The following is a 14287-nucleotide window of genomic DNA, read 5'->3' as shown; positions in this document are numbered from 1 at the left end:
GGCGCCTTCGAAATCTCTTCTGATTCCAAGGAGTCGATCATCATGCCCGCTGAGACCGTCCGCCGCGTCCGTCACTCCTCCCGCATGAGCGAAGCCGACCGCAAGAACGCCGCCGCGGCCCTGCAGCGCGCCCTCGACCGCCGCGACAACGGCGGCTCGACCGGTCACTGATCGCCGAGACCCCGTGCCGACGCGCGTGTCCATATGGCGGACATGCCGTGTCAATGAATGGGACGGGGAGTAGGGTGCCGACATGTCTCGCAGCATCAATCTCGCAGTAGTCCCCGGTGACGGCATCGGCCAGGAGGTCGTGGCGCAGGGCCTGAAGGTCCTTGCCGCCGTCCTCCCGCAGGATGTGAAGCTGGAGACCAAGGAGTACGACCTCGGCGCCAGCCGCTGGCACCGCACGGGGGAGACCCTCCCCGACGCGGAGCTCGACTCCCTCAAGGGCCACGACGCGATCCTGCTCGGCGCCATCGGCGACCCGTCGGTGCCGTCCGGCGTGCTGGAGCGCGGCCTGCTGCTGAAGCTGCGGTTCGCCTTCGACCACTACGTCAACCTGCGCCCGTCGAAGCTCTTCCCGAACACCGCGACCCCGCTCGCCGGCCGTCCGGACATCGACTTCGTCGTCGTCCGCGAAGGCACCGAGGGCCCGTACACGGGCAACGGCGGCTCCCTGCGCACCGGCACGGAGCACGAGGTCGCGACCGAGGTCAGCCTCAACACGGCGTACGGCGTGGAGCGCGTCGTCCGCGACGCCTACGAGCGGGCCAAGGCCCGCCCCCGCAAGAAGCTGACGCTCGTCCACAAGAACAACGTCCTCGTGTACGCGGGCCACATGTGGAAGAACATCTTCGACAAGGTCGGCCAGGAGTACCCCGAGGTCACGACCGACTACCTGCACGTCGACGCCGCGACGATCTTCTTCGTCACCCAGCCGGAGCGCTTCGACGTCATCGTCACCGACAACCTCTTCGGCGACATCATCACCGACCTCGCCGCTGCCGTGACCGGTGGCATCGGCCTGGCGGCCTCCGGCAACATCAACCCGACGGGCGCGTTCCCGTCGATGTTCGAGCCCGTCCACGGCTCGGCGCCCGACATCGCGGGCACCGGCAAGGCGGACCCGACGGCCGCCATCCTGTCCGTCGCCCTGCTCCTGCGACACCTGGGCTACGAGACCGAGGCCGTCCGCATCGAGGACGCGGTCGCCGCCGACCTGGCGGAGCGCACCCCGGAGACCGTCCGCACGACGGACGTGATCGGCGACGCGCTCGCGGTACGAGTAGCGAGCTGACCCGCCGGACCGACTTTCCGGGGGTGTCCCCCGGACCCCCCAGAAGCCGCCGGGTCGCATTCCCACAGCGCCCGGCGGCTTTTCCTGTACGGCCACCGGGTGCCACCATCGAACCCTGGGCCGCACCCACGCCTCCCTGACCGGTCACCCGCGCGCGATAATCGGGCGTGGGCCGTGTCGGCCGGCAATGCTCGGACGTCCAAGCAGTCGGCGTGAGCGCGGTCCGCCACTGACAACCGGTGAAGGACACTGCACTCATGACGACGCCCACGATCGAGCTCAAGCCCTCCTCGCATCCGCTGTCCGACGCGGAGCGTGAGGCGATCCTGGCCAACCCCGGATTCGGCCGGCACTTCACCGATCACATGGTGACGATCAAGTGGACCGAGGGCCGCGGCTGGCACGACGCCGAGCTCGTCCCGTACGCGCCGCTGTCGATCGACCCGGCCAACATGACCCTGCACTACGCGCAGGAGATCTTCGAGGGGCTCAAGGCCTACCGCCGCCCCGACGGCTCGGTCGTCACCTTCCGCCCCGAGGCGAACGCCAGGCGCTTCCAGGCCTCGGCCCGCCGTCTGGCCATGCCCGAGCTGCCCGTGGACCTGTTCATCGCCGCCTGCGACGCGCTCGTCGAGCAGGACAAGGCGTGGGTGCCCGCGCACGGTGGCGAGGAGTCGCTCTACCTGCGTCCGTTCATGATCGCGACTGAGGTCGGGCTCGGCGTGCGCCCGGCCAACGAGTACCTCTTCCTCGTCATCGCCTCGCCCGCCGGCGCGTACTTCCCCGGCGGCGTCAAGCCCGTCTCGATCTGGCTCTCCGAGGACCGCGTCCGCGCCGTCCCCGGCGGCATGGGCGACGCGAAGACCGGCGGCAACTACGCGGCTTCCCTGCTCGCCCAGGCCGAGGCGGCCGCCAAGGGCTGCGACCAGGTCGCCTACCTCGACGCCGTCGAGCACAAGTGGGTCGAGGAACTGGGCGGAATGAACCTGTACTTCGTGTACGGCGACCGCATCGTCACGCCCGAGCTCACCGGTTCGCTGCTCGCGGGCATCACGCGTGACTCGCTCCTCCAGCTGGCCAAGGACCTCGGCTACACCTCCGAGGAGGGCCGCGTCTCGATCGACCGGTGGCGGGCCGACACCGAGAACGGCACTCTCACGGAGGTCTTCGCCTGCGGCACCGCCGCGGTCATCACCCCGGTCGGCCGGGTGAAGTCCGCGGGCGGCGAGTGGACGCAGTCCGGCGGCGAGCCGGGCGAGGTCACGATGAAGCTCCGCGAGGCGCTGCTGGACATCCAGACCGGCAGGGCCGAGGACGTCCACGGCTGGACCCACCAGCTCGGCTGAACCGGCTCAGGCCCCGGGCCCCGCACCCTGCACCGCAGGCTGCGGGGCCTGTTGCGTACGGGCGCCGAGTGCCGCGTAGGCGACCCCGCCCACCACTCCGGACAGGATGAAGCTGCAGTCGACGCCGCCGGTCAGGGCCAGCAGCGGGCCCTCGTAGACGGGGGTGGACACGGCCGCCAGGCCGACCACCGCACCCAGCGCCCAGGACGCCGTGGCGCGCGGGTGCCAGCCGGCGCGGAACCAGTACGCGCCGCCGCGCGCACGGCGGTTGTAGACCTGCAGCGCCTCCGCGTCGTACTCGCCGCCCAGGCGGACGTGGGCCATCAGTGTGATGACCGCCCACGGCGTGCCGATCGCGGTCAGCAGCAGCACGAACGACGTCATCGCGGACTGCGCGTCCCACACGAAGTGGCCGGCGAAGACGAATCCGGTCGCCACGACGGCGACGACGAGCGTGGCCCGGGTGCGCGTCGCCTTCGGCAGGATCGCGTCGAGGTCGAGGCCCATCGAGTACAGCATCAGACCGGCGTTGCCGACCGAGCCGGCCGCCGCGGCGACCAGCAGCGGGATCACGTACCAGGCGGGGGAGGCGGCGACCAGCGGGCCGGCGTAGTCCAGCCCCGCGCGGGCGGCCAGCGCCGTGTACGTCCCGAAGAGCTGCGGCACGAGGAGGCCGGCCGTCAGACCCACACAGGTCGCCCGCAGGACCTGACGCGGGCTGTGCCGCTCGGGCGAGATGTAGCGGGTGTAGTCGCCGAGCAGGGTGATGAAGGCGATGGGACCGCTCAGACCGGCGGCGACGGCGGACAGCAGCCAGGTCGGCCAGAACGAGCCGAGCAGGTACGGGGTGTCCGGCGGGGCGGCGGTGGTCAGATCGGGCGCGTACGCGATGAGGCCGAGCAGCAGCAGCACCGTCATGCCGACCGCGAGGATCCGGCTCAGCCGCAGCAGCAGCCGGTAGCCGTAGACCGCGCCGACCACCGTGCAGGCGGCGAGCAGCGCGTAGACCACGGTGTGCGCGACGCCGCCTGTGGGCACGCCGGCGATGCGGGCCAGCGTGCCGAGCATCACGTCCCCGCCGATCCACAGGGTCAGTGCCGTGTAGCCGAGCGAGAGCAGCAGGCCGACGACCGAGCCGACGAGACGGCCGCGCACGCCGAAGGCCGCGCCGCTGGAGGTCGACAGATTGGTCGCGGTCCGCAGGGAGATGAGCGCGAGCGGGGCGGTGACGGCGACGCCCACGACGGTGCCCGCCATCACGGAGGTGACCGCGGGCCACAGGCCGAGGCCGAAGGAGACCGGCAGCCAGCCGAACACGATCACCCCCAGGCAGAGGTTGGACCCCAGCAGGATCGATATGAGATCCCTGGGAGTGCTGGTGCGCTCCGACTCGGGAATCGTGTCGACTCCGCGCTGCTCCACCGGCATGAGGTTCCCCTGTCGCTCGACGTTTGAGTGGTGCTCTAATTGAGTGCTGCTCAATGTGAGTGATACCGGGGTGTAAGTCAATGCTTCCGTTCGATGGCATGGGCTTGTTAGAGTGACACTCAAATCTGGAGGAGTGGTGACGTGAGACTGACCCCGACCGAGCGCGACCGGCTGCTGCTGTTCGGCGCCGCCGAGCTGGCGCGGGCCCGCCGCGCCCGCGGGCTGCGGCTCAACGTTCCGGAGGCGACCGCGCTCATCGCCGACACCGTCTGCGAGGCCGCCCGCGACGGGCGGCGGCTCGCGGAGGCGATCGAGGCGGCCCGCTCGGTGCTCGGCCCCGACGACGTCCTCCCCGGCGTCGCGGACGTCGTCACCGAGGTCCACGTCGAGGCCGTCTTCGAGGACGGCTCACGCCTCGCCGTCGTCTCCGACCCCATCGGGGGCGGCGGGTCCGGAGCGGACGCGCCCGGTGCGCTGCTGCCCGGCCCGGCGTACGACGAGCCCGAGCCGGCGCTGCGGCTGACCGTCCGCAACACCGCGACCGTGCCCGTCAGCGTCACCTCGCACTTCCACTTCTTCGAGGCGAACCCGCGCCTGCGCTTCGACCGGGCCGCCGCCTACGGCATGCGGCTCGCCGTCCCCGCCGGCTCGTCGGTCCGCTTCGACCCCGGTGGCGAGGCCGAAGTGGGCCTGGTGCCCATCGGCGGCGACCGCATCGCCATCGGCTTCGCCGGCCTGGTCGACGGCCCGCTGGACGCGCCCGGCGCGAAGGAGGAGGCCCTGCGGCGCGCGGCGGCCTGCGGCTACCTGGGAACGGAGGCCCACTGATGGACCCCTACGAATACGCGTCCGTGCACGGGCCGCGCGCCGGGGACCGGGTCGTCCTCGGCGACTCGGGACTGGTCGTGCGCGTCGAGTCGGACGCCCAGAAGCCCGGCGACGAGTTCCTGGCCGGCTTCGGCAAGACCGCCCGCGACGGGCTGCACCTCAAGGCCGCGGCCGTACGCGAGACCTGCGACGTCGTGGTGAGCAACGTGCTGGTGATCGACGCCGTGCAGGGCATCCGCAAGGTCTCCATCGGCATCCGCGACGGCCGGATCCACGCGATCGGCCGGGCCGGCAATCCGGACACCCTCGATGGCGTGGACGTCGTCGTCGGCACCGGCACGTCGATCGTCTCCGGCGAGGGGCTGATCGCGACCGCGGGCGCCGTCGACACCCACGTCCACCTGCTCTCCCCGCGGATCATGGAGGCCTCGCTCGCCTCCGGCGTCACGACCGTCATCGGCCAGGAGTTCGGCCCGGTGTGGGGCGTGGGCGTCAACTCTCCGTGGGCGCTGAAGCACGCGTTCAACGCCTTCGACGCCTGGCCCGTCAACATCGGCTTCCTCGGCCGCGGTTCCTCCTCCGATCCCGCCCCGCTCGTCGAGGCCCTCGCGGAGGGCGGCGCGTCCGGCTTCAAGGTCCACGAGGACATGGGCGCCCACACCCGGGCGCTCGACACCGCGCTGCGCGTGGCCGAGGAGCACGACGTCCAGGTCGCCCTGCACAGCGACGGCCTGAACGAGTGCCTGTCCGTCGAGGACACGCTGCGCGTCCTGGAGGGCCGTACGATCCACGCCTTCCACATCGAGGGCTGCGGCGGCGGACACGTGCCCAACGTCCTCAAGATGGCGGGCGTGCCGAACGTCATCGGCTCCTCCACCAACCCCACCCTGCCCTTCGGCCGGGACGCGGTCGCCGAGCACTACGGCATGATCGTCTCCGTCCACGACCTGAAGACCGACCTGCCCGGCGACGCGGCGATGGCCCGCGACCGGATCCGGGCCGGGACGATGGGCGCGGAGGACGTCCTGCACGACCTCGGCGCGATCGGCATCACGTCGTCCGACGCGCAGGGCATGGGCCGTGCGGGCGAGACCGTGCGCCGCACCTTCGCCATGGCCGGGAAGATGAAGGCCGAGCTGGGGCCCATGGACGGCGACGGCGCGCACGACGACAACGCGCGCGTCCTGCGCTACATGGCCAAGCTGACCATCAACCCCGCGATCGCCCACGGCCTCGCGCACGAGATCGGCTCCATCGAGGTCGGCAAGATGGCCGACATCGTGCTGTGGCGGCCGGAGTTCTTCGGCGCGAAGCCGCAGCTCGTGCTGAAGTCGGGCTTCCCCGCCTACGGCGTCGTCGGCGACCCCAACGCCGCCACCGACACGTGCGAACCGCTCGTGCTCGGCCCTCAGTTCGGCGCTTACGGGGCCACCCCCGCCGACATCTCGGTCGCGTTCGTCGCCCAGGCGGCCGTCGACCTCGGCGCCGACCGCATGCCGACCCGCCGGCGCCGCGTCGCCGTGCGCGGCACCCGCGGTATCGGCCCCGGCGACCTGCTCCTCAACTCCCGTGTCGGAGACGTCTGTGTGGACGGCAGGACCGGGCTGGTCACGCTCGACGGTGACCCGATCCGCTCCGAGCCCGCAGAGTCCGTCTCCCTCAACCGCCTCTACTTCCTTTAGGACGTGACGTGACCTTCCGCATGCCGGCCGAATGGGCCCCGCACGAGCGCACCTGGATGGCCTGGCCCGGCCCCAACCCCACGTTCGCCGACGACGGGGAGCTGGCCGAGGCCCGCGCCGCCTGGGCCGCGGTGGCCCGCGCCGTACGCCGCTTCGAACCGGTCACCGTGATCGCGGGCACCGGCCAGTCGGCCTCGGCCCGTGATCTGCTCGGCCCGGACATCGAGGTCGTCGAACGGGACCTGGACGACGCGTGGATGCGCGACATCGGCCCCACCTTCGTCACCGACGGCAGCCGACTGGCCGCGGTGGACTGGGTGTTCAACGGCTGGGGCGCGGCGGACTGGGCCCGGTGGGAGCACGACTCCAAGATCGCCCGTCATGTCGCCGACCTCGCGGACGTACCCGTCCACGCCTCCCCGCTGGTCAACGAGGGCGGCGCGATCCACGTCGACGGCGAGGGCACGGTCCTCCTCACGGACACCGTCCAGCTCGGGCCCGAGCGCAACCCCGGCTGGACCCGGCAGCAGGTGGAGAACGAGATCCACGCCCGCCTCGGCACCACGAAGGCGATCTGGCTGCCGCGCGGCCTCACCGGCGACTACGGCATGTATGGCACACGCGGCCACGTCGACATCGTCGCCGCTTTCGCCGGTCCCGGTGTCGTCGTCACCCACACCCAGCCCGACCCGGCCCACCCCGACCACGAGATCTGCAAGGCGAACGTCGAGCTCCTGAGGTCGCAGACGGACGCCAGGGGCCGCCGGATCGAGGTCGTCGAGGTCCCGGCGCCGACGGTGCTGCGCGACGAGGACGGCGAGTGGGTCGACTACTCGTACATCAACCACTACGTCTGCAACGGCGGCGTGGTGCTGTGCGCCTTCGACGACCCGCGGGACGAGATCGCGGCGGGCATCTTCCGCCGGCTCTACCCCGGCCGTACGGTCACGCTCGTGGACGCGCGGACGATCTTCGCGGGCGGCGGAGGCATCCACTGCATCACGCAGCAGCAGCCGCAGGTCTGATATCCGCTGGTGGCCGCCGCGGGCCGCGTGTCCGCCCGCGGCCGTGCCACCCAGCTCGTCGTACTGCGCGAGCTGGTGGACGAGGAGTCGCTCGGCACCGTGGTGGAGGCCGCCTCCGGGACCGGCCTCGCGGACCTGGCCGCGGACGCGGGCAGCGCCTCGCCCGAGGTGGTCCGGGCCCTGAAGGAACGGATGGCGGAGGACGGGTGGACGATCAGGTAGAACGTACGAGTGAACGCATCCTTCCCGGTGGTCGCCGCATGACCCCCGCATCCCGTCGCCGCAATGTCGCGCCGCCGCGCGAGGCGCTGCTCGCCGCGGCCATGGACACGATCGCCGAGCGCGGCCTCGAAGGGCTCACCATGGCCGGGCTCGGCCGCGAGGTCGGGATGAGCAGCGGGCACCTGCTCTACTACTTCCGTACCAAGGACGAGCTCCTGCTGCAGACCCTGGAGTGGAGCGAGGGCCGGCTCGGCGCCGAGCGCAGCGCGCTGCTGTCCCGGCAGGGGTCCGCACGCGAGCGGCTCGACGCGTACGTCGACCTCTACGTGCCCGACGGGCCGCGCGACCCCCACTGGACGCTGTGGCTGGAGGTCTGGAACCGCTCGCAGAGCGCCGACGCCGACGCCCGCGGCCGGCAGGCCGCGATCGAGGGCGCCTGGCACCGGGACCTGGTGGCGCTGCTCGCGGAGGGCGTCTCGCGCGGCGAGTTCCGGGCGGTCGACGCCGACCGGTTCGCGGCGCGGCTGCGGGCGCTGCTCGACGGTTTCAGCGTCCACGTCGCGGTGGGGATACCGGGCACGGGACGCGAGCAGGTGCTCGCCCACGTCCGGGACTTCATCGAGGACACGCTGCTGCCGTGACGGCCCCGTCCCGGGGGGTGTTCCCCCACCCCGCCCCTTCCCGAAACCGGGGCTCCGCCCCGGACCCCCGTAGCCACCCTGCGAACGGCGCGCACTGCCGGGGCTCCGCCCCACGGCGCGGCTCCGCCGCCGTGGGCGGTCCCATTGCGGGCCTGCAGCGGCCGGCGGACGACCGTCGCGGCTCGCCTTCGAGCCGGTGCCCCGCCCGGGGTGGTCACCGTGCGGGGCCTGTAGCGGACGGCGTCCATTGTCGGGTTCACCTTCGAACCGGTGCCGCGCCCGGGGTGGTCACCGTGCAGGGCCTGTAGCGGCCGGCGGACGACCGTCGCGGCTCGCCTTCGAACCGGTGCCGCGCCTGTGGCCCATGTGGGGCCTGTAGCCGTCCGGCGGGCGGCGTCCATTGTTGGGGCTTGCCCTCGAACCGGTGCCCTTGCCAGGCGACTTCCGGGCGGGGCCGTAGCCGTCCGGCGGAGGCGTCCATTATCGGGGGCTCGCCCTCGAACCTGGGGCCGCGCCGGGGGCGGCACCATGCGGGCCCGGTAGCCGTCCGGCGGACGGACGGCGTCCGCCGGGCTTCGCCCGCTTCGGGCCCACCTCCGCTACGGCCTCGGTCGTTTCACCCGACGCCCGGGTGCCCTGCCGACAGGGCGGGTGGGGAGGCTCGTTCAGCCCCGCCGGCGAGTGAGGGACGGGGCCCGGGGCCCGCCCCGGAAAGGGGGCGACCGCATCGTGAGATGCGTGTCCAGTGGCGCCGCCGGCTGTGGCAGACTGCCCCCGTGCTCTCGTTCGCCATGATTATCGGCAGCAGCGCGCCGGTCCGCAGTGACCGCTGACCCGTGGACAGCAATCCCGCGGCAGGCGGCACCGTGCCCCAGACCCGCGCGCAAACCTCTCGCACCCGCGAGAGGTTTTTTCGTTTTCCGGCCTCACCCACGGCCGGGAGCGAGACGCACGCGATGATGGGGGCAAGTGGAGCCAGACATTCCGGAGCCACTCATCCGACAGGAGTCAGGACAGCATGACCACCAACGCCCAGGACACCCACGTCGACGACAGTTTCCACGTCTTCGACACGACGCTGCGCGACGGCGCCCAGCGCGAGGGCATCAACCTCACGGTCGCGGACAAGCTGACCATCGCCCGGCACCTGGACGACTTCGGCGTGGGCTTCATCGAGGGCGGCTGGCCGGGTGCCAACCCCCGCGACACCGAGTTCTTCTCCCGCGCGCAGAAGGAGATCACCTTCCGGCACGCCCAGCTCGTCGCCTTCGGCGCCACCCGCCGCGCCGGGTCGACGGCGGCCGAGGACCCGCAGGTCAAGGCGCTGCTCGACTCCGGCGCGCCGGTGATCACCCTCGTCGCCAAGTCGCACGACCGCCACGTCGAGCTCGCCCTGCGCACCACGCTGGACGAGAACCTGGAGATGGTCCGCGACACCGTCTCGTACCTGCGCGAGCAGGGCCGCCGGGTCTTCGTGGACTGCGAGCACTTCTTCGACGGCTACCGCGCGAACGCCGAGTACGCCAAGTCGGTCGTGCGCACCGCGCACGAGGCCGGTGCCGACGTCGTCGTCCTGTGCGACACCAACGGCGGCATGCTGCCCGCCCAGGTCCAGGCCGTCGTCTCCACCGTCATCGCGGACACCGGGGCCCGGCTCGGCATCCACGCCCAGGACGACACGGGCTGCGCCGTGGCCAACACGCTCGCCGCCGTCGACGCGGGCGCCACCCACGTGCAGTGCACGGCCAACGGCTACGGCGAGCGCGTGGGCAACGCCAACCTGTTCCCGGTCGTGGCCGCGCTGGAGCTCAAGTACGGCAAGAAGGTCCTGCCCGAGGGCGCGCTCGCGGACATGACCCGCGTCTCGCACGCGATCGCCGAGGTCGTCAACCTGACGCCCTCGACCCACCAGCCCTACGTGGGTGTCTCGGCCTTCGCGCACAAGGCCGGGTTGCACGCCTCCGCGATCAAGGTCGACCCGGACCTGTACCAGCACATCGACCCCGAACTGGTCGGCAACACCATGCGCATGCTGGTCTCCGACATGGCCGGACGCGCCTCGATCGAGCTCAAGGGCAAGGAGCTCGGCATCGACCTCGGCGGCGACCGCGAGCTGGTGGGCCGGGTCGTCGAGCGGGTCAAGGAGCGCGAGCTCCAGGGCTACACGTACGAGGCCGCCGACGCGTCCTTCGAGCTGCTGCTGCGCGAGGAGGCGGAGGGCAGGGCCCGTCGCTACTACCGCACGGAGTCCTGGCGCGCGATCGTCGAGGACCGCCCCGACGGCACGCACGCCAACGAAGCCACGGTGAAGCTGTGGGCCAAGGGCGAGCGCATCGTCGCCACCGCGGAGGGCAACGGCCCGGTCAACGCCCTGGACCGCGCGATGCGGGTCGGGCTGGAGAAGATCTACCCGCAGCTCGCGAAGCTGGAGCTGATCGACTACAAGGTCCGCATCCTCGAAGGCCGCCACGGCACCGGCTCGACGACCCGCGTGCTGATCACGACCGGCGACGGCGCGGGCGAATGGTCGACCGTCGGCGTCGCGGACAACATCATCGCCGCCTCCTGGCAGGCCCTGGAGGACGCCTACACCTACGGCCTGCTGCGCGCCGGGGTCGAGCCGCCGGAGTGAGGCGGCCGGCTCGGCAGGCGTCGTCGGCGCGTTCCTCGAACTCCTCGCGGGACGCGGCCCGTTCGTCCGGCCAGACCTCGCCGGGTTCCCGCGCCTCCGGGTGCGCGGCGCGGAAGCGGGCGACGCCGACGTACGCATAGTCGTCCGGTCCGCCGAACAGCGGCTTGGCGTCGTGTCCGGTCCGCGCCGAGGCGGACCACCTGCTGCTCACCCGGCGACCTGACGGGCGCCGGTCGCCGCGCCGACCGGCGCCAACCGGGCCGCCTGACCGCGGACCTCGGCGGCAGCATTCGTCCTGCCGGATGCTGCCGCCGAGGACCCGGGACCGTCGGGACGCGCCGAGACGCCCGGAACCGCCGCGGAGCGACATCGGATGGCTATGTCCCCTTTGCTCCTGTTCGGGTAGCGTCGATGTATGAGGACACGGCCGTTCACGCTTGTGTCGGCCCTCGCGGGGCTGACGCTCATGCTGCTCCTGATCCTGGCCCCGGCCTCCGCCGCCAGGGCCACGGGTCTGTCCGACGCCGCCGCCGCCCTGAAGCAGGGGCCGGTGTACGTCCACCCCGCCATGACCGGACAGGTCTCGCAGTCCGAGGCCGACGCGCTCGCCGAGAGGATCGAGCAGGCCGACAAGCCGGTGTTCGTCGCGGTCCTGCCCGCCACCGCGGAGTTCCCGCCGGACAACCTGCTGGTCAACCTGCGCACCGAGACCGGGATCACCGGCCTGTACGGCGTCCGGCTCGGCGACGGCTTCGACGCGGGCGCCGACCGCAGCGTCATGTCCAACCAGGCCGTCGACAACCTCGCCCAGGCGGTGCGGGGCAGCGGATCCGTCGACGCCGCCACCCAGCTGGAGAGCTTCGTCGACCAGGCCCTGACCCAGGTCCGAGGAAGCGCCCCGGTCTCCTGGGACGCCGGAGCCGGTGACGAGGGCGTCGACACCGGCGCGCTGATCGCCCTCGGCGCGGTCGTCGCGGCAGGCGGTGCCGGAGCCTACGCGGTCGTGCGCAACAAGCGCCGCCGCAAGGCGGAGGAGGAGCGCGCCGCGCTCGACAAGCTGCGCGTGGTCGTCGACGAGGACATCACCGCCTTCGGCGAGGAGCTCGACCGTCTGGACTTCCACCCCTCCGAGAAGGGCGCGGACGACGCCATGCGCGCCGAATACGAGCGTGCCCTCGACGCGTACGACACGGCCAAGTCGCGCATGGGCGCGGCCGAGCACCCGCGTGACGTCCGGGGGGTCACCGAGGCGCTGGACGACGGCCGCCACTCGCTGGCCGTTCTCGCGGCCCGCCGCGAGGGCCGGCCCGTGCCCGAACGCCGCGCGCCGTGCTTCTTCGACCCCCGCCACGGCCCCTCGGTCACGGACATCTCGTGGATGCCGGCCAGCGGCGCGGCGGCCCGTGACGTCCCGGTGTGCGCCGCCGACGCGGCCCGCCTGGAGGAGGGCATGGAGCCCGTGTCCCGCACCGTGGAGACCGGCTACGGCCGCCGCCCCTATTGGGAGGCGGGCCCGGCCTACGGTCCCTGGGTCGGCGGCTACTTCGGCGGTGGCATCCTCCCCGGCCTGCTGATGGGCACGATGCTCGGCAGCATGCTCGCCACCCCCGCGTACGCGGCGGACTACGGTGCCGGCGAGTTCAGCGGCGGCGAGTACGGCGGCGGCGACGTCTCCGGCGCCGACTTCGACACCTCGGACTTCGGCGGCGGCGGTGACTTCGGCGGCGGCGGTGACTGGGGCGGCGGCGGCTTCGGCGGCGGCTTCGACGGAGGTGGAGGCTTCTAGCGGACGCTTCTCGTCACGAACCGTGAGCCACGCGGGCGGCCGGTCGGCCCGGAGCACGAGCAGCGGCACCGAGTACGGCAAACGGCGGCGGTACCTGTCGGATCGACTACCGAAAGTGGCAAATCGCTACGCCAGGTGATTGCTCACGATCTTGGTGCGTGTTTCCCTCTGCCGCATGTCAACCAGAACAAGGCTTCGTGCCCTCGCGACAGCGGTCACCGCGGCTGCCGCGGTCCTGCTGGCGGCCGGGCCGCCGACCGCCGCCGATCCGTCCGATCCCTCACCGTCCCATTCGTCCACCGCTCGGACCCCCGCCCCGCTGATCCGCTCGGCGAACGCCCTGCCGGGCCGGTACATCGTGACCCTCGGCGACACCGCCGACGCCACCGACATGATGGGGACGGTAGGAGCGAAGGCGCTGTACACGTACAGCGCGGCCATGCGCGGCTTCGCCGCGAACCTCAGCGCCGCCCAGCTGGAGAAGGTGCGGCTGACACCCGGCGTCGTGTCCGTCGAGGAGGACGCCAAGGTCACCGCGTTCGGCGCGTCGGGCGCGGGGACGGGTGCGCCGGCCTCGTCGTGGGGGCTCGACCGGATCGACCAGCGCGCTCTGCCGCTCGACAGCGACTTCACCGCGGCGGGCGACGGCAAGGGCGTCACGGCGTACATCCTCGACACCGGCATCGACTACGGGCACACCGAGTTCGGCGGGCGTGCCAGGTTCGGTTACGACGCCATCGGCGACGGCCGGCGCGGGCAGGACTGCCAGGGGCACGGGACGCACGTCGCGGGCATCGTGGGCGGCGCCACGCACGGTGTGGCACGCGATGCCTCGCTCGTCAGCGTCCGGGTTCTCGACTGTACGGGCAGCGGTGCCTGGTCCGGCGTCATCGCCGGATTCGACTGGGTGGCCGCCAACGCCGAGAAGCCGGCCGTGCTCAACGCCTCCCTCGGCGGCGTCAGGTCCACGGCGGTGAACAACGCGGCCGAGGCCCTCGCGGAGAGCGGTGTCCTGCCGGTCGTAGCGGCCGGCAACGACGCGCAGGACGCATGCAACGTCTCCCCGGCGTCCGCGGACGACGTGGTCACGGTCGGCGCGACCGACCGTTCGGACCGGGAGACCCACTTCTCCAACTACGGGGAGTGCCTGGAGCTGTACGCCCCCGGGGCCTCGATCGTCTCGGCCCGGATGGGCGGCGGCAGTATCGCGCACGACGGCACTTCGATGGCGTCCCCGCATGTCGCGGGTGTGGCGGCGCTCTATCTGGCGGAGCACTCCACGGCTTCCCCCGGCAAGGTCGCGGACTGGCTCAAGGGCACCTCCACGACGAACGTGGTGACCGGCACCACCGCGGGGTCGCCCAGCCGTCTGCTGTACACCGGCGGCCTGTGAGGCAGCC

The 14287-nt window shown here is 72.3% G+C and carries 12 protein-coding genes; 11 read left to right on the top strand and 1 reads right to left on the bottom strand.

Features of this window, described 5'->3' with window-relative positions:
- Positions 1-42: 42 nt before the first annotated feature.
- The 3 genes from QFZ82_RS12750 to QFZ82_RS12740 all read left to right on the top strand — a co-directional run bounded on the left by QFZ82_RS12750 (position 43) and on the right by QFZ82_RS12740 (position 2643).
- Entirely contained in the window at positions 43-171 is a 129-nt protein-coding gene (locus QFZ82_RS12750) for a hypothetical protein (RefSeq protein WP_256355792.1), read from the top strand.
- An 82-nt stretch (positions 172-253) separates the two neighbouring features.
- Complete coding sequence (locus tag QFZ82_RS12745; RefSeq protein ID WP_307713278.1) at positions 254-1297, top strand: 3-isopropylmalate dehydrogenase; 1044 nt, start codon at positions 254-256, stop codon at positions 1295-1297.
- Between the two features lie 257 nt (positions 1298-1554).
- Positions 1555-2643 (top strand): branched-chain amino acid aminotransferase, encoded by a 1089-nt coding sequence (locus QFZ82_RS12740; protein ID WP_307713277.1) that lies wholly within the window; start codon positions 1555-1557, stop codon positions 2641-2643.
- 6 nt (positions 2644-2649) lie between these two features.
- Here the strand turns inward: QFZ82_RS12740 and QFZ82_RS12735 are convergent, their stop codons facing one another.
- Positions 2650-4071, bottom strand: a complete 1422-nt coding sequence (locus tag QFZ82_RS12735) for a cytosine permease (protein ID WP_307713276.1) — start codon at positions 4069-4071, stop codon at positions 2650-2652.
- Positions 4072-4212: 141 nt separating this feature from the next.
- On the opposite strand from QFZ82_RS12735, the gene ureA reads away from it, so the two are divergent.
- The 8 genes from ureA (at position 4213) to QFZ82_RS12695 (ending at position 14280) form a co-directional block, all read left to right on the top strand.
- Complete coding sequence (ureA, locus tag QFZ82_RS12730) at positions 4213-4899, top strand: urease subunit gamma (RefSeq protein ID WP_307713275.1); 687 nt, start codon at positions 4213-4215, stop codon at positions 4897-4899.
- Complete coding sequence (locus tag QFZ82_RS12725) at positions 4899-6581, top strand: urease subunit alpha (RefSeq protein ID WP_307713274.1); 1683 nt, start codon at positions 4899-4901, stop codon at positions 6579-6581. Before ureA ends, QFZ82_RS12725 begins: the two co-directional genes overlap by 1 nt.
- A gap of 8 nt (positions 6582-6589) precedes the next feature.
- Entirely contained in the window at positions 6590-7606 is a 1017-nt protein-coding gene (locus QFZ82_RS12720; protein ID WP_307713273.1) for an agmatine/peptidylarginine deiminase, read from the top strand.
- Positions 7607-7615: 9 nt separating this feature from the next.
- Positions 7616-7828, top strand: a complete 213-nt coding sequence (locus tag QFZ82_RS12715) for a hypothetical protein (protein ID WP_307713272.1) — start codon at positions 7616-7618, stop codon at positions 7826-7828.
- A gap of 38 nt (positions 7829-7866) precedes the next feature.
- A complete protein-coding gene (locus QFZ82_RS12710; RefSeq protein ID WP_307713271.1) occupies positions 7867-8469 on the top strand; it encodes a TetR/AcrR family transcriptional regulator in 603 nt (200 codons plus the stop codon).
- A 1018-nt stretch (positions 8470-9487) separates the two neighbouring features.
- Positions 9488-11101, top strand: a complete 1614-nt coding sequence (cimA, locus tag QFZ82_RS12705; protein WP_307713270.1) for a citramalate synthase — start codon at positions 9488-9490, stop codon at positions 11099-11101.
- Positions 11102-11516: 415 nt separating this feature from the next.
- Complete coding sequence (locus tag QFZ82_RS12700; protein WP_307713269.1) at positions 11517-12887, top strand: hypothetical protein; 1371 nt, start codon at positions 11517-11519, stop codon at positions 12885-12887.
- Between the two features lie 175 nt (positions 12888-13062).
- Complete coding sequence (locus QFZ82_RS12695) at positions 13063-14280, top strand: S8 family peptidase (protein WP_307713268.1); 1218 nt, start codon at positions 13063-13065, stop codon at positions 14278-14280.
- The last annotated feature ends 7 nt before the right edge of the window (positions 14281-14287 follow it).

Source organism: Streptomyces sp. V4I23 (assembly GCF_030817975.1).
Classification (GTDB): Bacteria; Actinomycetota; Actinomycetes; order Streptomycetales; family Streptomycetaceae; genus Streptomyces.
This window is presented reverse-complemented; position numbering and strand designations above follow the sequence as displayed.

Coding starts and splice junctions, on each gene's coding strand:
- QFZ82_RS12750 (WP_256355792.1), top strand. CDS start 43: ATGCCCGCTGAGACCGTCCGCCGCGTCCGTCACTCCTCCCGCATGAGC.
- cimA (WP_307713270.1), top strand. CDS start 9,488: ATGACCACCAACGCCCAGGACACCCACGTCGACGACAGTTTCCACGTC.
- QFZ82_RS12700 (WP_307713269.1), top strand. CDS start 11,517: ATGAGGACACGGCCGTTCACGCTTGTGTCGGCCCTCGCGGGGCTGACG.
- QFZ82_RS12710 (WP_307713271.1), top strand. CDS start 7,867: ATGACCCCCGCATCCCGTCGCCGCAATGTCGCGCCGCCGCGCGAGGCG.
- QFZ82_RS12740 (WP_307713277.1), top strand. CDS start 1,555: ATGACGACGCCCACGATCGAGCTCAAGCCCTCCTCGCATCCGCTGTCC.
- QFZ82_RS12695 (WP_307713268.1), top strand. CDS start 13,063: ATGTCAACCAGAACAAGGCTTCGTGCCCTCGCGACAGCGGTCACCGCG.
- QFZ82_RS12745 (WP_307713278.1), top strand. CDS start 254: ATGTCTCGCAGCATCAATCTCGCAGTAGTCCCCGGTGACGGCATCGGC.
- QFZ82_RS12735 (WP_307713276.1), bottom strand. CDS start 4,071: ATGCCGGTGGAGCAGCGCGGAGTCGACACGATTCCCGAGTCGGAGCGC.
- QFZ82_RS12725 (WP_307713274.1), top strand. CDS start 4,899: ATGGACCCCTACGAATACGCGTCCGTGCACGGGCCGCGCGCCGGGGAC.